Source organism: Mucilaginibacter pedocola (assembly GCF_002013915.1).
Lineage (GTDB): Bacteria > Bacteroidota > Bacteroidia > Sphingobacteriales > Sphingobacteriaceae > Mucilaginibacter > Mucilaginibacter pedocola.
On sequence record NZ_MBTF01000011.1, the window covers coordinates 26077 to 47069 of the forward strand.

The 20993-nt window shown below is 46.6% G+C and carries 19 protein-coding genes; 9 read left to right on the forward strand and 10 right to left on the reverse strand.

Annotated elements, in window-relative coordinates:
* Positions 1–131: 131 nt before the first annotated feature.
* The 7 genes from BC343_RS12205 to BC343_RS12235 all read left to right on the forward strand — a co-directional run bounded on the left by BC343_RS12205 (position 132) and on the right by BC343_RS12235 (position 7296).
* A complete protein-coding gene (locus BC343_RS12205) occupies positions 132–2681 on the forward strand; it encodes a DUF5686 and carboxypeptidase-like regulatory domain-containing protein (protein WP_078348069.1) in 2550 nt (849 codons plus the stop codon).
* A 35-nt stretch (positions 2682–2716) separates the two neighbouring features.
* Entirely contained in the window at positions 2717–3430 is a 714-nt protein-coding gene (locus BC343_RS12210) for a CDP-alcohol phosphatidyltransferase family protein (protein ID WP_078348070.1), read from the forward strand.
* Positions 3423–4028: a DUF4833 domain-containing protein gene (locus BC343_RS12215; protein WP_238381767.1), complete on the forward strand. Its 606-nt coding sequence runs from the start codon at positions 3423–3425 to the stop codon at positions 4026–4028. The genes BC343_RS12210 and BC343_RS12215 overlap by 8 nt, the downstream gene beginning before the upstream one ends.
* A gap of 6 nt (positions 4029–4034) precedes the next feature.
* A complete protein-coding gene (locus tag BC343_RS12220; RefSeq protein ID WP_078348071.1) occupies positions 4035–4661 on the forward strand; it encodes a sterol desaturase family protein in 627 nt (208 codons plus the stop codon).
* Positions 4654–5592, forward strand: a complete 939-nt coding sequence (locus tag BC343_RS12225; protein ID WP_078348072.1) for a phosphatase PAP2 family protein — start codon at positions 4654–4656, stop codon at positions 5590–5592. The genes BC343_RS12220 and BC343_RS12225 overlap by 8 nt, the downstream gene beginning before the upstream one ends.
* Before the next feature lie 218 nt (positions 5593–5810).
* Positions 5811–6605, forward strand: a complete 795-nt coding sequence (locus BC343_RS12230; RefSeq protein ID WP_143822164.1) for a hypothetical protein — start codon at positions 5811–5813, stop codon at positions 6603–6605.
* A gap of 118 nt (positions 6606–6723) precedes the next feature.
* Positions 6724–7296, forward strand: coding sequence for a CAP domain-containing protein (locus BC343_RS12235; RefSeq protein WP_078348074.1), 573 nt, complete (start codon positions 6724–6726; stop codon positions 7294–7296).
* 97 nt (positions 7297–7393) lie between these two features.
* Here the strand turns inward: BC343_RS12235 and BC343_RS12240 are convergent, their stop codons facing one another.
* The 4 genes from BC343_RS12240 to BC343_RS12255 all read right to left on the reverse strand — a co-directional run bounded on the left by BC343_RS12240 (position 7394) and on the right by BC343_RS12255 (position 10536).
* The gene (locus tag BC343_RS12240) at positions 7394–7699 is read right to left on the reverse strand and encodes a DUF1456 family protein (RefSeq protein WP_078348075.1); all 306 of its coding nucleotides are present in this window, start codon (positions 7697–7699) and stop codon (positions 7394–7396) included.
* 12 nt (positions 7700–7711) lie between these two features.
* Complete coding sequence (gene fabF, locus BC343_RS12245; protein ID WP_078348076.1) at positions 7712–8950, reverse strand: beta-ketoacyl-ACP synthase II; 1239 nt, start codon at positions 8948–8950, stop codon at positions 7712–7714.
* Between the two features lie 72 nt (positions 8951–9022).
* A complete protein-coding gene (locus BC343_RS12250) occupies positions 9023–9703 on the reverse strand; it encodes a pseudouridine synthase (RefSeq protein WP_078348077.1) in 681 nt (226 codons plus the stop codon).
* Complete coding sequence (locus tag BC343_RS12255; RefSeq protein WP_078348078.1) at positions 9703–10536, reverse strand: MBL fold metallo-hydrolase; 834 nt, start codon at positions 10534–10536, stop codon at positions 9703–9705. Before BC343_RS12255 ends, BC343_RS12250 begins: the two co-directional genes overlap by 1 nt.
* 133 nt (positions 10537–10669) lie before the next feature.
* Between BC343_RS12255 and BC343_RS12260 the strand changes: the two genes are divergently transcribed.
* The gene (locus BC343_RS12260) at positions 10670–14584 is read left to right on the forward strand and encodes a T9SS type B sorting domain-containing protein (protein WP_078348079.1); all 3915 of its coding nucleotides are present in this window, start codon (positions 10670–10672) and stop codon (positions 14582–14584) included.
* A gap of 228 nt (positions 14585–14812) precedes the next feature.
* Here the strand turns inward: BC343_RS12260 and BC343_RS12265 are convergent, their stop codons facing one another.
* Entirely contained in the window at positions 14813–17218 is a 2406-nt protein-coding gene (locus tag BC343_RS12265; protein ID WP_078348080.1) for a M1 family metallopeptidase, read from the reverse strand.
* A gap of 36 nt (positions 17219–17254) precedes the next feature.
* A complete protein-coding gene (locus BC343_RS12270; protein ID WP_078348081.1) occupies positions 17255–17833 on the reverse strand; it encodes a HupE/UreJ family protein in 579 nt (192 codons plus the stop codon).
* Between the two features lie 69 nt (positions 17834–17902).
* Between BC343_RS12270 and BC343_RS12275 the strand changes: the two genes are divergently transcribed.
* Positions 17903–18430 (forward strand): DUF6702 family protein, encoded by a 528-nt coding sequence (locus BC343_RS12275; protein WP_078348082.1) that lies wholly within the window; start codon positions 17903–17905, stop codon positions 18428–18430.
* A 268-nt stretch (positions 18431–18698) separates the two neighbouring features.
* Here BC343_RS12275 and BC343_RS12280 read toward each other — a convergent pair whose 3' ends face one another.
* The 4 genes from BC343_RS12280 to BC343_RS12295 form a co-directional block, all read right to left on the reverse strand.
* Complete coding sequence (locus BC343_RS12280) at positions 18699–19052, reverse strand: cupin domain-containing protein (RefSeq protein ID WP_078348083.1); 354 nt, start codon at positions 19050–19052, stop codon at positions 18699–18701.
* 1 nt (position 19053) lies between these two features.
* Complete coding sequence (locus tag BC343_RS12285; RefSeq protein WP_078348084.1) at positions 19054–19341, reverse strand: GNAT family N-acetyltransferase; 288 nt, start codon at positions 19339–19341, stop codon at positions 19054–19056.
* A gap of 63 nt (positions 19342–19404) precedes the next feature.
* Positions 19405–20028 (reverse strand): alpha/beta hydrolase, encoded by a 624-nt coding sequence (locus tag BC343_RS12290; protein WP_078348085.1) that lies wholly within the window; start codon positions 20026–20028, stop codon positions 19405–19407.
* 2 nt (positions 20029–20030) lie between these two features.
* Positions 20031–20966 carry a ring-cleaving dioxygenase gene (locus BC343_RS12295; protein WP_078348086.1) on the reverse strand — a complete coding sequence of 312 codons (936 nt, stop codon included), beginning with the start codon at positions 20964–20966 and terminating at the stop codon, positions 20031–20033.
* Positions 20967–20993: the final 27 nt, after the last annotated feature.

A 20993-nucleotide genomic window follows, 5' to 3' on the forward strand; every position in this document is an offset into this window, starting at 1 on the left:
GCTTGCAGGCACGGCTGCTTTGGGGGAATAAGCCGTTTAATTATTGATATTTGACTTTTTGACCACAATAGTCTGTAGGGATTTTTTTTTACCTTTGGCCGTTGTAATTTGAGCAACAGTATAGTTTATAAATGATTTGTAAAGACACTTTTAAGCGTTTACTATTTATTGCATTTTTATTTGTAAGCACTACACTGGCTGCGCAAAATACAATAGTAACCGGCGTTGTTACCGATGCGGCAACAAAAAAGCCACTGTCGTTTGTTGCGGTAAGCTTCACCGGCAGTACCATTGGGGCTAACACCAAAGATGATGGCTCGTTCAGCCTGCGCTCGGCACAACCATACACCCAATTAAAAGTAACTTACCTGGGTTATAAAGAGGCAACCGTAGCTGTTACCCCCGGTAAAGAACAGGTAATAAACGTAAGGTTGTTTCCATCGGCACAGCAAATAAACGAGGTTACTATACAGGCCAAGAAGCGTACTAAGTATACTAATAAGGATAACCCTGCAGTAGAGCTTATCCGCCAGGTAATTGCTAACAAAGAGAAGAACCGCCCTGAAGCCTATAACTACGTAGAATATAAAGAATACGATAAAATGCTGTTCTCATTCAGTAACGTGAGCGAAAAACTGCCCGAGAAGAAATTCTTCCGCAAGTATAAGTTCATGTTCGAGAATAAGGATAGCACCAGCTACCCCGGCAAATCGTTACTGCCTATTTATTTGGTAGAAAAGCTACAGCAAACTTATTACCGCAAAACCCCCGAAGCTAACAAAGTAGTTGTATTGGGCGAAAAGAGCGTAAACCTGGGCCCTGCAGTGGATAACGAGGGCCTTGGCCAGTATTTTCAGCACCTGTACCCTAAGGTAGATATTTATGCCAACAGCTCATACCTGTTAGGAAGGCAGTTCTTAAGCCCGATTGCAGACGCTGCCCCCAGTTACTACAAGTTTTTTATTACCGATACCATTACGCTGGCCAACAACCAAAAGCTTATACAGCTGAGTTTTACGCCGCGCAACACCAACGATATATTGTTCGAAGGTGATATCTATATCACGCTCGATGGCAATTACGCCGTACAAAAGGCGGGCCTTACCATCAACAAAAACATCAACGTAAACTTTGTGCGCATGATGCACGTAGACCTTGATTTTGAGTTGAACCCTGATGGCCGTTACCACCTTAGCCGCAGCAATACCTATGCAGATTTTGGTATAACAGCAAAGCGTAAAAGCGGCTTATTTGGGGTGCGTACAGTTACCTACGGCAACTATATTGTTAATAAAATGCAGCCCGATGTTTTATATCAGCCGGATATAAACCTGGAGGATGATGCCGTAAAACACCGCAGCGAAGAGTTTTGGCAGCAAAACCGTTTAGATACATTAACCAAGGCAGAATCGCGCACGTACCATAATATCGATAGCCTTACCCACATGCCATCCTTCAGGCGTACGGCCGATTTGGTTACTCTGTTTTTGGCTGGTTACAAGGGCTTTGGCAAGTTTGAGGTTGGCCCGGCAAGTACCTTTTACAGCTTTAACCCTATAGAAGGCTTCAGGCTGAGGGTTGGTGGCCGTACTACAGTTGACTTTAGCAAGCGTTGGTTTTTTGAAGGCTACGCTGCATATGGTTTTAAAGATGAAAGATGGAAGTACTCTGTTGGCGGTACCTATTCGTTCAATGCCAAAAGCGTTTATAAATTTCCTCAGCATTTTATCAAGGCCAGTTTCCAACGAGACACTAAAATACCGGGCCAGGAACTGCAGTTTATACAGGAAGACAACGTGCTGTTATCTTTTAAACGAGGCACCAACGATAAATACCTGTATAACGACCAGTATAAGATCGATTATATACACGAACTGGAAAATCACCTATCGTTCACCTTTGGTGGGCGCAAGTGGGTGCAAACACCTGCTGGTTCGTTGTTCCCTTTCCAAAACGGGCCCAGCACTATGTTTAGCGACCTGACTACTACTGAGGTTTCGGCAGGGATACGCTATGCACCGGGCGAACAGTTTTATCAGGGCAAATTGTTCCGTATACCTATCATCAACCAATACCCTATCTTCTCGTTAGATTATACGCAGGGGGTTAAAGGTGCATTGGGCGGGCAATACAACTACCAAAACCTGCGTGGCCGTATAGACAAACGCTTTTACATAGCGCCGTTCGGTTTCTCGGATATATCAGCCGAGGGCGGCCGCATTTTTGGGCAGGTACCCTATCCCCTGTTAAATATTCACAGGGCCAATCAAACCTTTGCCTATGTTATCGACTCATACAACTTGATGAACTTTTTGGAGTTTGTAAGCGATAAATACGCCAGCATCAATATCGACCAGCACTTCGGTGGTTTCTTCTTCAACAAGATACCATTGTTCAAAAGGTTGAAATGGCGCGAAACGGCGTCGTTCAAGGCGCTGTATGGTGGTTTGAGCGAGAAGAATAACCCGGCTTACAGTTCATCGGTATACCAGTTCCCTACCGATGTTAATGGTAAGCCAATTACATATGCGTTAGATAGAACACCCTACATGGAGGCCAGCGTGGGCGTAGAGAATATATTCAAATTCGTGAGGGTCGACTTCGTGAAAAGGCTATCGTACTTAGACCACCCCGATATTGCGCCGTATGGCGTAAGGGTGAAGATCAAGTTCGATTTTTAATTTTTTGTTGGATTTTATTTATTTTTATTTCAGAAATGGCACAAACATCGGTACGCACAAGCTTACAGCTTGGCATATATAAGGTAATAGACCCATTTGTTAAATTGCTGATAAAGCTTGGTTTAACCCCTAACGCTGTTACCTCTATCGGCTTCATTTTAAATGTGGGCGTTGCGGCAATATTTATCATCGGCGGCGAAGACGGCGACCGCGCCAACCTTAGCTACGTAGGCTGGGCAGGCGGTTTAATTTTATTCGCCGGCCTGTTTGATATGCTCGATGGGCAGGTGGCCCGCTTGGGTAACATGAAATCGGTTTTTGGTGCCTTGTACGATTCGGTTTTAGACCGTTACAGCGAACTCATCATGTTCCTGGGTATTTGCTATTACCTAGTGGCCCACCACTACTTCCTTAGCTCGATATTTGCTTTTATAGCCTTGATAGGCTCTATGATGGTGAGCTATGTACGTGCGCGCGCCGAAGGCTTGGGTGTTGAGTGCAAAGGCGGCTTGATGCAAAGGCCCGAGCGCATTATAACCATTGCAGTATTTGCTATTGCATGCGGCATTACATCGAGCTACATCGGCGGCGATTACAAATACTGGATACCGGGCATCCGTTTCCATGTGTTCGAAACCATGTCTATCTTCACCTTCCCGATAGCTATACTGGCCGTATTAACCAATTTAACAGCATTTAAACGATTGGTAGATGCCAAAAAAGCACTATCAGAAAGCGGTAATGAATAATCGTGTTTTTGTAAGGCTGAGCGTTGGTTTATGCCTTTTGTTTTCCTTATCGGCAACGGTAAAAGCATCGGCTGACCTTAATCTATCTGCAACGGTGGCAGATTCTACAAAGAATAAAAAATCTGCCGAGCAAATGGTATTCCCGGTGCCGCCTGCCGACCCTAAAACTTTGTTTTACTTACAGCGCACCAGCAATACGGCTACCGTGATGTACGAGTTGAATATCGACAGCGATGGTAAGTTGAACGAAGAAGAGCCAATGCACGTTTATTGGATACGATACAACGAGCACGGGCAAAAGGCGGAGTTGAATTATATACAGCGCAAGTTCGCCTACGGATTGGTGCAAAAACAGCTGGGCGAAGATAAATATGATATCAGGTTTGTGTCATACAAAAAATTTCCGATGACCTTAATGAAGGCCGCTGACGGAAAATACCGTATCTTCGCAACGGTGGCGCAAAAGCAAATGGCGCTGCAAAAAGTGTTTATTAAAATAGAGGGAGGTTCTTTTTGGTTGCCAAACATTGTGTATGTGGAGATGAAAGGAACAGACCCGGCAACAGGAAAAGATATAACAGAACGGTTTAAACCTTAAGGTTTTATGGCAAAGAACTTTGTTTCCAACTCGCAGGAATCTGTGAGGATGTTTAAGAGCGACTTCTTAGAGAGCTTATCTAAAGTGTACTACTGGGTACCGCTTATTATATTCGTGCCGGTTATCGGTGTGTGCAGCTACTTTGCGTATGATAAAAACATAGGCATGCTCAACTACATCTGGCTTTTCTTTTTCGGTCTGTTCATCTGGACGCTTACCGAGTACATTATGCACCGCTTTGTATTCCACTTTGTGCCTAAGGCCAAATGGGCGCTGCGTTTGCACTTCATTTTCCACGGTGTACACCACGATTACCCGAGCGATGCTTTGCGTTTGGTAATGCCACCATCAGCAAGTATACCATTGGCTACCGGCTTTTACTTTTTGTTTAATGCCATGCTACCAACCAATTATATCTTCGGCTTTTTCCCCGGCTTTATTTTGGGTTATTTGGTATATGATATTTCGCACTACGCCATCCACCACTTTAACTTTAAAAGCGGAATTTGGCAAGCCATAAAAAAGCATCACATGCTGCACCACTACCAAGACCCTACCAAAGGTTACGGTGTAAGCTCCCCACTATGGGATAAAATATTCAATTCGGATTTTATTAAGAAACAGAATGGCTAATGCTGTTGATGACGGCATCCGTATCAATCAAAAAAGTATAAGCATTGTAACGGGGCTGTCGCTATTATATTTACTGCTCTCTATCGCTCTTTTAGGCTTTAAGTCAGATCAGCTTGTCCTTATCGGGATATTCAATGTGCTGTTTTACGCATCGGTAATCACCCGCAAGTTCATACTGGGTTTTTCGATATTTATCGTTTACTGGATAATTTTCGATTACATGAAAGCCTTCCCCAACTACCACTACAGCGAAGTGGCCATTGAGGAGCTTTACAATACCGAAAAAAGCCTGTTCGGCATAAACTACAACGGCAGCATCCTTACTCCTAACGAGTACCTATTGCTGAAGGCCAACAATACCACCGATATTTTTGCCGGCCTTTTTTACCTCTGCTGGATACCGGTGCCGCTGGGTTTTGCGGCTTACCTGTTCTTTAAAAACCGCGAGCAATTCCTGTACTTTTCGCTCACCTTTGTGGTGGTAAACCTGCTAGGTTTTGTGGTGTATTATACTTACCCTGCCGCACCGCCATGGTATATACAGGCGCACGGTTTCAACTTCCATCCGTTAACGCCGGGCAACACTGCCGGACTGGCCAGGTTCGATAAATATTTCAACGTAACCGTTTTTAAAGATATTTACTCCAAAGGCTCTAACGTGTTTGCGGCCATGCCATCGCTGCACTCTTCGTACCCGGTTATTGTGGTTTATTACGGGCTGAAAAATAAGCTGGGTTCTATCAACATCTTCTTTATTACCGTAACCGTAGGTATATGGTTTACCGCCGTATATGCAAGCCACCATTACGTGCTTGATGTTTTGGCAGGTATATTAACCGCTACGCTGGGTATTACTTTGTTCAACACCATATTGGCCAACTCTGCATGGCTAAGGCGTTCGCTGCTAAAATACGAAAAGGTTATTCAATAACTTATCGGCCAAACTTTAGGCCACCTGCTGCTAATATTTAATACTATTTATTAGAGCTTATAGCTATTGCTAAGTATTTTTTAGCCATTTTTACCCCAGTTATCAGTTGTTTCTGTAGCAAATGACCGATATTTTGAGTATACATCAACAATATGCCGCTTTTTTGTGTTTAAGGCATGTTATTTGAGCTTAAGCTAATAACAGATACCTCTGAGCGGATGAAGAAATATATTTTCCTTGCTTTTTTATTATTTGCCGGAGTGATCCAGTCACGCGCCCAGGGCAAGCTCGATAGCCTGAAGCAATCGTTACAATTGATAGAGAACGACTCGCTGAAAATGCCCCTGTACGCCCAAATTGCCGATATATACCTGCATTACGATACCGTTGCCAACAGACGCCGTAAAGTTTATTACCAAAACGAAGCGTTAAACTATACCATGCTTGCCTTACACCTTTACAGCCGCTATAGCGATTCTACAGGTTTACGCAGCAGCTTTGACGGCTTAGCCAAGGTATATACATCGCAACGCAAATACAGCGAAGCCAAATGGTTCATCCTGCAATCTAACGGTATATCACGTATTAAGAATGATGTGCCTAATATCATAACCTCGCTGCTGAAACTCTCTATGGTAAAGATGGAGATACGCGATTACAAACTGGCCATGACCGACCTGAATGAAGCGCTGAGCCTCTCCGTTAAAAACAAGCTCCCCGAAATGGAGATGGCCACCCAGCGCAACTACGCCTACCTGTATAACCGCATGGATGAGCCCGAGAAAGGTATAGCTGCCATGAAACGCGCCAACCTTATAGCCGACAATATTAAAAAGCAGGAAGCAGAAACGATGGCCGCCATTAACCGCTTTGCAGGCGATACCATTAGCACGCAAAAGATAGATTCGGCGGTGAAAAAAAAAGCGCAGATCGTAGCCAAAAAAACCGTGAAGCCGAAAGCATCCAAACAGCCTTCCAAAAAAACTTCCAAGAAAATAGTGGCCTCATTATAATTACAGCCTTTGTAATTGGCGTTGCGCTGTTATTATTACGTTATACCCGCCGCCGAAATAAGCGCTGACGTTTTGCGTTAACTAAACCATAGGGCAGAAACCTTGTCTGTTATTGGTAATGAAGAAGTATATTTTTAGCGCATTTTCTGCGATCGCCTTGTTAGCGGTTTGCGGATTCTCCTATCTGCGTGTTGGCAATAACGCCGCCTTTAAACAGGAATTCCTGCGCATTATTAATAAAACACGCACAAAGGGCTGCAACTGCGGCAGCAAATGGTATCCGCCTGCTCCCGCAATGGTTTGGAACAACAACCTGGAACAAGCCGCACAGGCCCACGCCGACGATATGTACGATCAGGATTACTTTAGCCATACCAGCAAAGACGGCCGCAGCATGAGCGACCGCATTGTATTTGCCGGCTACTTTTTTAAGGGCTGGAAAAGTTTTATGGTAGGCGAAAACATTGCCAAAGGCCAAACCAGTATTGAACAGGTAATGGCAGGCTGGTTTAAAAGCGAAGGGCATTGCCAAAACCTAATGAACCCGGCCTTAAAAGAAGTAGGTGTTGCCGAAACCAACCAAGTGTGGGTACAGGATTTTGGCGGCCGCGTACCCTTCTCGCCCGAGCAACAGAAGCTGATAAAAGAAGGTAAGTACAGGTTGATAGAGAAGGAAGTGGATAAACATTAAAGAGGAATATCGAATGATAAACTCCGAATATCCAATGATGAAGTAAAAAAGCTTACTTCATCATTGGATATTCGAAATTCGGTGTTCGATATTTTAACTATGCTTTGCCTTCGCTATTTTTTCTTTCTTCAGGCTTCGGCTTAGCACTCCCACCACCCTGCTGCTTATTCTTATCCCGGTTATCGGGCATGGGGCCGCGTTTGTAAATTACCAGTCCGTTTAAAAAATTACGCAACAGCTGGTCTTTGCAGGGTTGAAAGTTTGGGTGGTCTTCACTGCGGAAGATGGCACTCAGCTCGGTTTTGGTGGTACGGAAGTTCACCAGCGCCAATATGGCAATAATATCATCATCGCGAAGCGAAAGGGCCACGCGGAGTTTCTTCATTACATCGTTATTGCTCATATTTCCTCCTGTTTAAACTTTCTTAAATATCACCACGCCATTGTGCCCACCAAAGCCAAAGGTATTGCTTAGTGCTGCATTAACCGTTTTCTCAATGGCGGCACCGGTAACAATTTTCAGGTCTTGTGGTATCTGCGGGTCTATAGTTTGCGTATTGATGGTTGGCGGAACAACGCCATCGGTAATGGCCTTCACTGCAATAATAGCCTCTACCGCACCGGCAGCACCCAGCAAGTGGCCGGTAACCGATTTGGTGGCACTCACGTGCAGGTTATCATTGCTCGCGAAAACCGTGTGCACTGCCTTAGCTTCGCTGATATCACCTACCGGGGTTGATGTAGCATGTGCGTTCACAAAACCAATATCGCTGGTATTTAAACCGGCATCTTCCAATGCCAGTTGCATGGCACGTACGGCGCCTTTGCCTTCGGGATGGGTAGCAGTGATGTGGTAAGCGTCAGACGTCATGGCGGCGCCGCCCACCTCGCAGTAGATATGCGCACCGCGCGCTTTCGCATGTTCGTACTCTTCCAACACCAATACGCCTGCGCCCTCGCCCATCACAAAACCATCGCGCTCAATGTCGAACGGGCGCGATGCCTTGGTTGGCTCGGCATTGCGGGTCGATAATGCTTTCAACGAGTTATAACCACCTATCGAAGCCTCGGATATAGGCGCATCAGCACCACCGGTGATGATGATCTTAGCTTTACCGAATTTGATATAATTAAAGGCATCCATAATGGCAGTATTGGCGCTCGCACATGCCGAAGCAGCAGAGAAGTTTACGCCCATAAAACCATATTTTATGGAGATAAGACCTGCGGCCATATTCACCAACGTTTTTGGGATAAAGAAGGGGTTAAAGTGCGGTTCGTAACCTTTCTCGGCAAACTCTTTATACTGTTGTTCAAAAGTTTCCATACCGCCCTGTGCAGTACCAAATATTACACCAATATCAAAAGGCGACATGGCATTCACATCAAAGCCCGAATCGGCGATGGCCTGCCCTGCGGCTATCAGTGCGTATTGGCTATACAGGTCACTACGTTTTATTTCGTTCCTGTCCAGGTATTGCGCAGGGTTAAAGTCTGCTATCTGGGTAGCAAAATGCGTTTTAAATTTTTCGGCGTTAAAACGCGTAATGTTTTTTGCGGGGCTGTTACCCTCTTTAATATTATTCCAAAACTCAGCAATGTTCATCCCTGTTGCCGAGATAGTACCCATACCGGTTACAACAACTCTTTTCATTCAGTATAAATTCCGTTTAATTTACGGCAGCGCAAAAGTACTACAGTAAAACTTATTATTTTCTAAAAATTTTCACCAACCCATTATGGCCACGGCCTGCAAAAAGCCGGGCTGCAGGGGTGCATTAACCGTAACAATTTCCGCGCCGTTTATGGGGTGGGTAAAGCTCAGTTCTTGTGCATGCAGCAACATAGTCTCCATTTCCCATTTCTCTTTAAACAACTTGTTCTGCTTGTTGCAGCCATGGGTACGGTCGCCTATTATTGGGTGGAATATATGGGCAAAGTGTTTGCGCAACTGGTGCATACGCCCGGTTTGCGGTGTAGCCTCCACCAGCGAATAGCGCGATGTAGCATGCTTCCCCAGCGGTACATCCAGTTCGGCGCGTTTTAAGGTTTTAAAGCGCGTAAGCGCATCCTGCAGGGTACCGTTCTCTTTACGCAGTGGGTAATCTATCTCCATTTCGTCGGGCGCATAACCGCGTACAATGGCCAAATATTTTTTGCTGACGCGATTTTCCATAAAGGCCTGCTGCATGGCAACCTCAGACTCTTTATCCAACGCAAAAAGCAGTACGCCACCGGTCTTACGGTCGATACGGTGGGCGGGGTAAACCTTCTGCCCTATTTGGTCACGCAGTATTTGTATGGCAAATTCTTCGGCATCGGCGGCTATAGGAGAGCGGTGAACCAGCAAACCATGGGGTTTGTTGATAGCGATGAGGTGTTCGTTGCGGTATAAAATATCAAGCATTAGCTTAAGGCGAATTGAAATTGCCCGGTAATTTGATTGAGCGATACACCGCTTGCCGCTACAGCGCCGGCAGGGTCGATGCAGTAAACTTCGCTTTCGTTATAGCGCGATGCTACACTGACGTGGATATTCCCGGCATGCGGAACAAACATTTGCAGGGCAAGCTCAGGGTCGTTATTATCTTTAGAGAGATGGGCTAGCAGCAGGTGGCTCATGTAATGCGGCTTATGGTCTATAAACATTTGCAGGGCCTGGCGATTGGATAAATGACCCTTGCCACCGCGGATGCGGCGTTTTAAATGATACGGGTAACGCCCGGCCTCCAGCATGCCCTCGTCGTAATTGGCTTCGAGGAAGGCAGCGTGGCACTGTGCAAAATGGTTGATGAGATGTTCGCAGGGAGCACCAATATCCGTAAATACACCAATACGGATATCCCCATCGGTTATCATAAAGCTGTGCGGCTCTACGGCATCATGGTGCTTAGGGAAAGCATTAACAACCAGGCTGCCGATAGTAATGGCGGTATAACCAAAAAGTTCACGAAAAAGCCCGTTGGGTATGTCGCCGCAAAAATGCGCCGTGCGGCTGGTTGCATAAACCGGCAGATGGTATTTCTTTGCAAGTACACAGAGCCCGCGAATATGATCAGAGTGTTCGTGCGATATGAAAATAGCCTTCACCTTTTGCATGGATAGCCCGAGGCGCAGCATACGTTTTTCGGTTTCGCGGCAGGATATACCGGCATCAATCAGCACGGCTTCGTGCTCGTTGCCAACGTAATAGCAATTACCGTTGCTCCCCGAATTTAATGATGCTATGTATACCGGCATAACATGCAAAATAACACATTCTGCGTAAATTTTGGAAAGGGATTTTATTAACTATCGAGATAATTTCCCCAAAAAAGAATTAATTTAGTACCCCGCTTATAATGAAAAACCTAAGGGAGCAAGCCGCGTGCGTATGATAAAAAAGTTTACCAAACATTTTTTGTTATGGCTTTTTGCCTTGCCCGCGGTTAACCATGCCCTCGCACAAGCGCCTGCAATTACATATAGTAGCCCGCAAAGCTATCAGCTAAATACTCCCATCACTTTATTAAAGCCAACTAATAACGGTGGCGCTGTGCCGGTGGGCGAATACGGTGCGGTAACCACCTTTGCCGGCAGCGGCCAATATGGCTATACAGAAGGCTCCGCAACTACCGCCAGTTTTAAAATACCTGCGGGTATGGCTATTGACAAAGAGGACAACATCTATGTATCCGACTTTACCAACCATGCTATCCGCAAAATAACACCGCAGGGTGAAGTGTCATCCTTCGCAGGGAATGGCGGCGGCGGGCGCGATAATGGTACAGGCAGCCAGGCAAGTTTCTACAATCCATCGGGCCTGGCATTTGGCGCTACCGGCATATTATATGTTACCGAACAGATAGGGCACGATGTGCGGCAAATAACGCCATCGCGCGAGGTGTCCCTATTAGCAGGCAGCGGTTTTCCGGGAAAGACAGATGGCTATTACGAAAAATCAAGTTTCAACACACCTGTTGATGTTGCCATTGGGCCCGACGGCAACCTATATGTAAGCGAGGTACAGAACCGCGTTATCCGCAAAATAACACCGCAAGGCGAAGTTACCACATTTGCAGGTAACGGCATTGCCGCTGTAAGCAACGGCCCCTTATTGCAGGCAAGTTTTGGCAGCCCGCAGGGCCTGGGTTTCGATAGCAAAGGCAACTTATTTGTATGCGACGACTATAGCGGCGTTATCCGCAAAATATCTACCGACGGCATGGTTAGCACTTTTGCAGGAAACGGGCAAAACAGCTCGGTTGATGGCACAGGTACATCGGCAAGTTTTAGCAATCCCGACAATATCGCTTTTGATACCAACGATGACATGTATGTATCTGATGGTAACCTCATCCGTAAAATAACACCGCAGGGCGTGGTAACCACAATAGCCGGCAGCACACAACAGGGCTATGTGAATGCAATAGGCACGGCCGCGCGATTTTACGGTACATCGGGGTTGAGGTTTGATAGCCAAGGTAATTTATTCGTGGGCGATTTGAGCAACCACGTTATCCGGAAGATCACCTTATCGGGTTACACAATTGATAAGCCGCTGCCCGCGGGGCTGGTATTTAACAGCCAGGATGGCACCATTAGCGGCACGCCAACGGCGGCATCGCCTGCGCAGTTTTATAACATTACCGCACGAAACAAAAGCGGCAGCAGTACGGCAAAGTTAAGCATAGAGGTTAGAGGCAATACCCCCCCTGCAACACAAGCACCGCAGTTTGATTACCCTACGCCTAAAATATATGCCATCAATAAACCCATAACACCGCTGATACCAACATCAAGAGGCGGTGGTGCTGTGGAACCTAATGGGTATAGTGTTAATATAACATTGCCTCCGGGGTTAACACTTGATGCCAACACGGGTGTTATCAGCGGCACGCCAACTGCGCTATCGCCCGCTACCATTTATAAGATCACCGGAAAAAATGCAGCAGGTTCAAGCACGGCGCTTATCAATATAAAAGTAAGTGATGAGGAACTGGGGATAGCATCCCCTCCCCGGATAAATTACACAACACCGCAAACCCTATACGTACGCACAGCAGTTACGCCTATAATACCTCAGCAAACGGGCGGCCCGGTACACAGGTATTCTAACGGCTTAGTTGGCGCTTTTGCCGGCACGGGGCAATCCGGGCGTAACGATGGGCCCAGGGCAAGCGCTCAGTTTGAAAACCCGGCCAAAATAACTATCGATAAAGACGGCAACTACTACGTTACGGACTTTTCCAATTATTCCTTACGCAAAATAACGCCTGCAGGCATTGTGAGCACACTTGCCGGTGCTGCGGGGCCAGGATATGTAAATGGTGCGTTTGGCACATCGCAGTTGCAAAGCCCGCGCGGTGTGGTTACTGATAAGGCCGGCAACATATATGTGGCCGACGGTTTCTCTATCCGTAAAATTACTCCTGCAGGCGTAACCTCTACCCTTGCAGGCAGCGGTGTTGCCGGCAATGCCGATGGCGCACCTAATAGCGCCCGCTTTAACGGCGTGGTAAGCCTTGCTATTGATGAGGCGGATAATATTTATGCTGTAGATAACGGCAACGGCTTGATCAGGAAAATTACACCCGCCGGGCAGGTAACTACGTTGACCGGAAATGTAACCCGTGCCAATATTGACGGGCAGGGCCGCAATGCCTCGTTTACCAACCCGCAGGAGATCATCTACAGTAATGGTAGTTTTTACATAGCCGACCAAGTTGCCATACGGAAGCTTAGCCCCGATGGCATGGTTACTACCATTGCTGGCAACGGCAGGCCGGGCGTGCTTAACGGCCCCGCCTTGCAAGGCGGCTTTGGCAATGCAAGTTCTATCGCTATAAATTCGCTTGGTGACATGTATATTTTAGATACCGGCAACAACGCCCCAAACGAAGGCAGCGCTATTTTAAGGCTGATTGATAAAGATAACAACCTATCTACCCTAAGCCTGATGAATGCAAGCGGTACACAAGCCTACCTTAGCCTTCCCAACGGAATATCTTTTGACAAAGATGGCCTGATGTATGTACCCGGCGGCGAAAATGTGATCAACACCTTATCGTTTGATAGGTATACTATAGATAAAGCATTGCCACCAGGATTAGTATTCGACAAAGGGACAGGCGAAATAACCGGTACGCCGACCGCAATATTTCCCGAAACTACTTATACTGTTACAGCCTACAACAGCGGAGGCTACGCCAGCACTCAAATTACTTTAAAGGTTTTACCCAACGAAGCTAAAGTATCAAGCGTAATTACCTTCCCGGAGTTTGCAGCTAACCCGGTTTGGGATGCTAATTTCAACATCGACCCAAAGGTTACCAGCAATCAAAACGAAACCCCTATAGTACTTACAAGCAGCAATACAGCGGTAGTTACCATTAACCCCGATAATACACTACACATACTTAGCGCGGGGCAGGCCATCATTACCGCCAACCAAACCGGTAACGATTATTATCTGCCTGCAACAGAAGTTTCGCACACCATTACCATAAGCAAAACCGACCCTATAGTTAGCTTTGCCCCCATCGGCACTAAAAGCGCCTGCGATGCTGATTTCAGCGTAGCCGGCACCAGCACTAATACCGCTACACCAATAACCTACACAAGCACCAATACCGATGTGGCGACTGTGAATGCTTCGGGTATGGTGCACATTATAAGTGCCGGGCAAACCGAAATAAAGGCTTATCAGCAGGCATCAGCTCTTTACAACGAGGTACCCGAATCATCAAGGGCGCTTATTGTAACAGCTACCAACGCGCAGGCGCCACCCACTGTTACTATTGAGGCATCGGCAACAAAAATATACGAAGGCGCACCGGTCAGCTTTACAGCCACAACTAATGAGGCTGTAAACAGCTACGCCTGGGAGGTTAATTCGGTACCGGCAGGTACCAACGTGGCAACGTTTACCAGCAATACGTTGCAAGATCAGGATGTGGTTACCTGCACGGTAACATTCAGCAATCGCTGCATACTCCCGGTTACGTCTACAGCGCCGCCTGTTACAGTGTTACCCCGCCCATTGGCCATTGTGCCCCCAAACACCTTTAGCCCAAATGCCGATGGAGTTAACGATACCTGGGCTATTCCGGCCTTACTATCGTACCCTAACTGCAACGTACGAATCTTCAACCGCAATGGCACACAGCTAATACGTTCGCAAGGTTACAGCAAGGCATGGGATGGCACCTATCAGGGTAAAAACCTGCCTGCAGGAGTGTATTATTACATTATCTCGCCCGGAGACGGACAGGCGGCAGTATCAGGGAATGTGACGATATTGAGATAGATATCTTCTCTGATAAACATTGCCATGCTTAACAAAATACCTGTTGTCATTCTGAGCGAGAGCGAAGAATCTGTTAGCCACAAAGCAATTGCCGCTACACTAGTCCGCTAATAGATGCTTCGTGCCTCAGCATGACAAAACTGGTTTCCCCTAAAATAACAAGGCCAGCTAATTGCTTAGCCGGCCTGTTTTATATTCCGTTCGGGGGAAACGGACAGGGGTGGTATGCTATTTGGTGCCTGTGCTTACCTGCATTGGGTTTACACCCGTTGACTGGCCACGCACAGGGCCATTAGCGCCCATCTTTTGCTTAAATACCTGGAATTTAGACGGCTCGCCGCTTTTGCCCCAGTAGTTGTTGCTCTCGTCGATATCAGCAGTTTCGCGCATCGGGTCGATCTTTATCGAAGCTACTTCTTTATCAAGGATGTAGAATTTGCTGCAATTCTTTTCGTTCATACGCCATATCTGCACCGGTATACGATCGGTGTAGGTGCTGCCATCAGCAAATTTAAACTCTACAATTATCGGCATTACCAAACCACCTTTGTTGCTGAAGTTTAGCTCGTAAGCATACTTAGAACCGTATTTGGCTTTGTCTTCATCGGTGAAGGCATCGGTTTCAAATATTGGAGGAGTTTGCGCTTTTATCATATTGGCAAACTTAACGGTATCAACACCAACCATACCGCGGTCGTATTTCCAGTAAAAATCTTGCGTAGCAGTGTCTTTATCTGTTTGGAAAACGATCTTCTTATCAGTACGGTTGCGTACTTTAGAGATATCCTCGAAACCGTTTACAGCAGCAGGGGCAACTTTTTGTGTACCTCCGCGCCTTGCAGGCATATTAAATTTATCTTTCAGGTCGGCTTTGCCCACTTTTACAGAGTCCAAAGAAATATCAACCGGGTCTATTCCGTAGAACCAGCCTCTCCAGAACCAATCCAGGTCTTCGCCGCTGGCATCTTCCATGGTGCGGAACAGGTCGGCAGGTGTTGGGTGTTTAAAGGCCCAGCGTTTTGCGTACTCTTTAAAGGCATAATCGAAAAGTTTGCGCCCCATAATAGTTTCGCGAAGGATGTTCAAGGCGGTAGCCGGTTTCGAATAAGCGTTAGGCCCAAAACGAACGATGTTCTCAGAGTTGGTCATGGTTGGCTCCAACTCGTTCTTTGGCAGCTTCATGTAATCAACAATGGTATAAGCAGCGCCTTTTTTGCTCGGGAATTTGTTATCCCAAAGTTCTTCGGTAAGGTATTCAACAAAAGAGTTCAAACCTTCGTCCATCCATGTCCATTGGCGTTCGTCGCTATTTACGATCATCGGGAAGAAGTTGTGGCCAACCTCGTGGATAATAACACCTATCATACCGTTTTTAGTGCTTTCGCTGTAGGTACCGTCTTTTTCGGTACGGCCGTAGTTAAAGCAGATCATCGGGTACTCCATACCGTTTGATGCCTCAACGCTCTGCGCTACCGGGTAAGGGTAGTTGATACTGAAGCTTGAGTATGACTTAATGGTATGGGCAACCAAACGGGTTGAGTAGCGGCTATACAGGTTGTAGGCTTCTTTACCGTAAAAGCTCATACACATTACGTTTTTACCCGCAACGTTTTGGCCCATAGCATCCCACACGAATTTACGTGAAGAACCCCAGGCAAAATCGCGCACGTTATTGGCCTGGAATACCCAAGTTTTTTTAGCGGTTGACGGTGCTTTTTCTGCAGCTTTAGCTTCGGCAAGGGTTACCACCTCTACCGGTACAGTTGAGGTTTTGGCTTTGTTGTAACGCGCCAGTTTAGCAGGGCTTAAAATAGTGCTGTAGTTTAAGCACTCGCCGGTAGCGCCAATTACGTGGTCGGCAGGTACGGTCATTTGTACTTTAAAGTTACCGAAGGTTAAAGCGAACTCGCCGCGGCCGGTAAACTGGTGGTTTTGCCAGCCCTGGAAATCGCTGTATACACAAAGGCGTGGGTACCACTGCGTCATGGTGAACAGGTAGTTACCATCTTCTGGGAAGTACTCGTAACCACCACGGCCACCAACGGTCATGCGGTCGGTTATTTTGTAGTTCCAATCAACATTGAATACAAATTGCTGGCCCGATTTAAGCGGCGTTGGCAATTCAACACGCATCATGGTTTTATTTATGGTGTAAGCCAATTTTTTACCGGTAGCATCGGTTATTTTGGTGATCACATCGCCATCGCCATTATCTGCTGTACCGTTACGGCCAACAGTACGGTCGATGTTTTGGGTAGTAGTTTGCTTTGGCATTGTCGAGCTGCTTTGGTAACCCGAGTTATTCAGGGTGTTGTGCTCGTTCTCGTCCAACTGCAGCCAAATGTAAGTAAGTACATCGGGCGAGTTATTGTAGTAAGTAATGGTTTCGCTGCCCGTAAGCTTCAGGTTCTTCTCATCAAGTTCGCACTTAATGTTGTAGTCGGCACGTTGCTGCCAGTACTTTACGCCCGGCGCGCCGCTTGCGGTGCGTTGCTCGTTGGGGGTGTTGAGTATAGTACCCAACTGCTCGAATTTGTTACCGTGATTGCTTCCCGGGTTGTTTTGGATATCCTGTGCAAGGGATGCTCCAACGGTGCCCATCACGAATAAGATACTTGTAAATATCCGCTTCATAAACTGTTTAGTGATTAATTGTGTTCGTTTTAAATGTTAAAAAGGAGGGCGTTCAAAGGCCATTTTAAGGGCCAATGCAAACACTCCCGAAGATATGAAAAATATCCAATCCCTACGTTTTACGCTAAGTAAATTCATGAACAGCCAGCCAACGATAAGGATTATGGCCACTACTACTATCTGCCCCACTTCCAGCCCTATATTGAAGCCGAAAAGCCCCCAGCCCACGCTCTGATCCTGCGCCAGCATAATGCGTATGCTATTGGCAAAGCCCATACCGTGTATCAAACCGAAGCCTAACGCCAGGTAATAGTTCACCCGGGCGCTGCCATTCTTTTTATCTACCCGTAAAATATTGTTGAGTGCAGTTATAAAAATAGTGCAGGGGATTAAAAACTCTACCCATTTGCTGCTGAAGCGTATCACATCTAACACACTAAGCGCCAACGTAAGGCTATGCCCTATGGTGAAAGCTGTAACTAAGATGAGTACCTGTTTAATGTTGGAGAAAGTATAAACCGCCGCCAATGCGAGGATGAAGAGCTGATGGTCGAGAGCGTCGAGGCTGATGATATGCTCCCAGCCTAAACGGAAATAAAAAAGAAGATCAGACATGCAATAAAACAGGCGTTTAAAGCGTAAATTTAGCACCTTTTTAATATTAAAATAAAACGGGGGACTGTTATGGCCGCTTTATTAGGCAAACCGCTATTATATTGTTACATTTTATTGAATAGTTTTTGGGCAACAAAACCCGCCCCGGTTGCGTTTCACCCGCTGCATGTTAGCACTACGGATGTTAGCTACAATGCCAAAGATGGGCAGATGGAAGTGATCCTCACTATATTTACCGATGATATGGAGAGCGCCCTTGCCAAACAATTCAACACCCGTACCGACCTCACCAAACCCGACCAGCACGCCGCTATGGACGAGCTGATAAAGAAATACGTATCCGCCCACCTGCAACTAAAAACCGGTGGCGCTGCCCTACCCTTGAATTATTTAGGTTACGAAATAAATAAAGAGGCGATAAACGTATACCTCGAATCGGCCAAGATAACCGCTCCCAAAAAGATTGATGCTGATGTTACGTTATTGCGCAACCTGTACGACGACCAACTGAACATTGTGCACATGACGGTGGGCGGCGTGCGCAAAAGCGGCCGGCTGGACCCGCCGGATAGGAAGATAGCGCAGGAGTTCAACTAACACGAAGTGAGTGAACGCGAATTGTACTAATTTATTCGAATTACACGAATAAAAAACCCGCCGCGCACAGCGCGGCGGGTTTGCCAAAAATGTCATTTCGAGCGACCGAAGCGACGAAAAATCTTGAACGGCTATACACTAACGCTTTGCATTACCGTAATGCATGAACGCCTGCATAGCCTGAATGCTTTGTGTCGAAGATTTCTCTTCGCCCTTCCGCGCTATCCCACCCTCTGCTCCTCAATGACATTAGTTGATAGTGGGACAGTTAAAACACTATAAACAACGAACCCCGCTCCCGCTGCTCCAGGTTACTGCTGCGGTGGCCTTTGCCCGTGGTGTCTTCCATCAACAAAACCTCGCCTTGCTGAAACTGGCGTTTCTCGCCAAGCGAGGTTTCTATCTCTACGCCGCCATCCAGTAATACTACGTATTGTTTAGCAGGTGCAGTGTGCATATCTTTATAACCGGCAGGTACTTTGCGGAACATTACCTCTTTCACAGCAACACTTTGCGAGAGGTGCCCTATCGGCCCGCCATCGGTCAATGGGTAAAACACTTCATCAAAGTGGCTTTCGCCTGCGGCATCGGCATATACACGGGTTACTTTAAACTGTTCCATATCAGTGTGCCAATATCCTGTTCCACTCGGGGTGTTTGCCCAGGTACATTTGTACATAACTGCAAAGCGGCACCAGCGTTAAATGGTGCGATTCGATGTACTCGAAAGCCTTCTTCACAATAGCCTCGGCTACGCCCCGCCCTTGCAATTCTGTAGGCACCTCCGTATGGATGAGGTAAGCCTTATCGCCTTTCATTTTATAATCGATAAAGGCGCGCTGTCCATCTACAAACAATTCAAAATTGTGGATGGCTGTATTGTTGATCAGCTTTATATCGTCGTAATTCATGTTACTTTACCTTTTTGAAGTTTAACGCGGTCAGATATGCCAACAGGCGGGCAATTAATTTGTTCATATAAAAACAGTACTGTTCGCCAGTTCAATTTCTTCCTGGCTAATGGTGTGCGGGCGGCCGTTGTAAACTTTTAAAGTAACTGCTGCATCCATGCTTTTCAAAACCTTTACGCTCTCCTCTACCCTGGTTAACGGCACATGCGGATCGGGGTTACCGGTGGTTATTAACACCGGCATACCAATAAAATCGCCTTTGTAATTATCCAAATTCAACCGCTCGCCTATCAGTCCGCCCGTGAAGGCAACTGCGCCACCGAATGGCTGGGCATGGCGGGTAATGTATTCCAGCGTTAAACATGCCCCCTGCGAAAAACCGAGGAAGTATATTTTATGCAAGGGGATACCATCCGCCAGTACTTGTTTCACGGTTTCGTCAACCATTTCCAGTGCTGAGTTTAGCGCAGGCTGATTATCAGCATCAGGGGCCATAAAACTGTAGGGATACCAGCTGTTGTTAGTGGCTTGCGGGGCGTAGATGGCAAAATCCTGCACATCCAGTTCGCGGGCAAGGCCTATGATATTAGCTGCAGTACCTCCCCTGCCGTGTAGCAGGATGAGGGCAGCTTTAGCAACGGCGGGTGCTGCACCCGCCGTTTTAATTTGTTTTGTGTGGCTATACATAATTAAACCAACGATGGCAATGATTTTTCTAAGCTCGAGCGCAACCTTTCGTGTTGTGCAGGCAATTTCAAATTCTGGCCCAATTCTTCAACCGGTTCGTCAACTGCAAAGCCGGGGTTATCGGTAGCAATTTCGAACAATACGCCTCCCGGTTCACGGAAGTAGAGCGAGTAGAAGTAGTTACGGTCTATTTTGTCGGTAATATGCAAACCTAAAGCAGCTACTTTTTGGCGGAAGTACATCAGCACTTCTTCGTTTGGCACCCTGAAGGCTACGTGGTGCACGCTGCCACCGGCCACATGCCCGGCCATTTCTCCTGCTACCTCAACCAGGTCGACAATGTTGGCGTTATCTACCGCATCGGTTACAAACCTGTAGCGGTTAACGCTTTGTTCCAATAATTTATAACCGAACACATTGGTTAAAATATCAGCAGTTGGCTGTATTTTGTTAGTGGTGATGGTAACGTTGTGGAAGCCTTTTATAGCGTTCTCGGCTTTTACTTCTTCGGTTTCCCAAGGCAAACGGTTGTCTTCGGTTTTAGATACGGTCAACTCCAGTTTCAAGCCATCAGGGTCGAGCACGGTTAAGTATTCTTCGCCAAATTTTTCAGCCACTTTGTTGTATATCACGTTGTGTTTTTCGAAACGGTTCAGCCAAAAATCAAGGCTGCCTTTTGGTACCGAATAACCGATCTCGGTAGCCTGCCTCGAGCCTCTGCGGCCGCTTCGTATGCCTTCCCAAGGGAAGAAAGTAAGGATGCTGCCGGGGGTACCGTTTTTATCGCCGTAGTATAAGTGGTATGTTTCGGGGTCATCAAAGTTCACGGTTTTTTTAACCAGGCGTTGGCCCAAAACATTGGTATAAAAGTTATGATTGCGTTTGGCATTACCGGCTATTGCAGTGATGTGGTGTATGCCGTTTATTGTATTTTCCATGATATTTGTTGTTTTAAATTGTTTGTG

Bases quoted from the DNA above. Each gene is read 5' to 3' on its own strand.
- BC343_RS12205 (WP_078348069.1), top strand. From the start codon at position 132: ATGATTTGTAAAGACACTTTTAAGCGTTTACTATTTATTGCATTTTTA.
- BC343_RS12265 (WP_078348080.1), bottom strand. From the start codon at position 17,218: ATGAAGCGGATATTTACAAGTATCTTATTCGTGATGGGCACCGTTGGA.
- BC343_RS12255 (WP_078348078.1), bottom strand. From the start codon at position 10,536: ATGCCGGTATACATAGCATCATTAAATTCGGGGAGCAACGGTAATTGC.
- BC343_RS12250 (WP_078348077.1), bottom strand. From the start codon at position 9,703: ATGCTTGATATTTTATACCGCAACGAACACCTCATCGCTATCAACAAA.
- BC343_RS12295 (WP_078348086.1), bottom strand. From the start codon at position 20,966: ATGGAAAATACAATAAACGGCATACACCACATCACTGCAATAGCCGGT.
- BC343_RS12260 (WP_078348079.1), top strand. From the start codon at position 10,670: ATGATAAAAAAGTTTACCAAACATTTTTTGTTATGGCTTTTTGCCTTG.
- BC343_RS12215 (WP_238381767.1), top strand. From the start codon at position 3,423: ATGAATAATCGTGTTTTTGTAAGGCTGAGCGTTGGTTTATGCCTTTTG.
- BC343_RS12270 (WP_078348081.1), bottom strand. From the start codon at position 17,833: ATGTCTGATCTTCTTTTTTATTTCCGTTTAGGCTGGGAGCATATCATC.
- BC343_RS12240 (WP_078348075.1), bottom strand. From the start codon at position 7,699: ATGAGCAATAACGATGTAATGAAGAAACTCCGCGTGGCCCTTTCGCTT.
- fabF (WP_078348076.1), bottom strand. From the start codon at position 8,950: ATGAAAAGAGTTGTTGTAACCGGTATGGGTACTATCTCGGCAACAGGG.
- BC343_RS12280 (WP_078348083.1), bottom strand. From the start codon at position 19,052: ATGGAACAGTTTAAAGTAACCCGTGTATATGCCGATGCCGCAGGCGAA.
- BC343_RS12220 (WP_078348071.1), top strand. From the start codon at position 4,035: ATGGCAAAGAACTTTGTTTCCAACTCGCAGGAATCTGTGAGGATGTTT.
- BC343_RS12235 (WP_078348074.1), top strand. From the start codon at position 6,724: ATGAAGAAGTATATTTTTAGCGCATTTTCTGCGATCGCCTTGTTAGCG.
- BC343_RS12225 (WP_078348072.1), top strand. From the start codon at position 4,654: ATGGCTAATGCTGTTGATGACGGCATCCGTATCAATCAAAAAAGTATA.
- BC343_RS12230 (WP_143822164.1), top strand. From the start codon at position 5,811: ATGAAGAAATATATTTTCCTTGCTTTTTTATTATTTGCCGGAGTGATC.
- BC343_RS12290 (WP_078348085.1), bottom strand. From the start codon at position 20,028: ATGTATAGCCACACAAAACAAATTAAAACGGCGGGTGCAGCACCCGCC.
- BC343_RS12210 (WP_078348070.1), top strand. From the start codon at position 2,717: ATGGCACAAACATCGGTACGCACAAGCTTACAGCTTGGCATATATAAG.
- BC343_RS12285 (WP_078348084.1), bottom strand. From the start codon at position 19,341: ATGAATTACGACGATATAAAGCTGATCAACAATACAGCCATCCACAAT.
- BC343_RS12275 (WP_078348082.1), top strand. From the start codon at position 17,903: ATGGCCGCTTTATTAGGCAAACCGCTATTATATTGTTACATTTTATTG.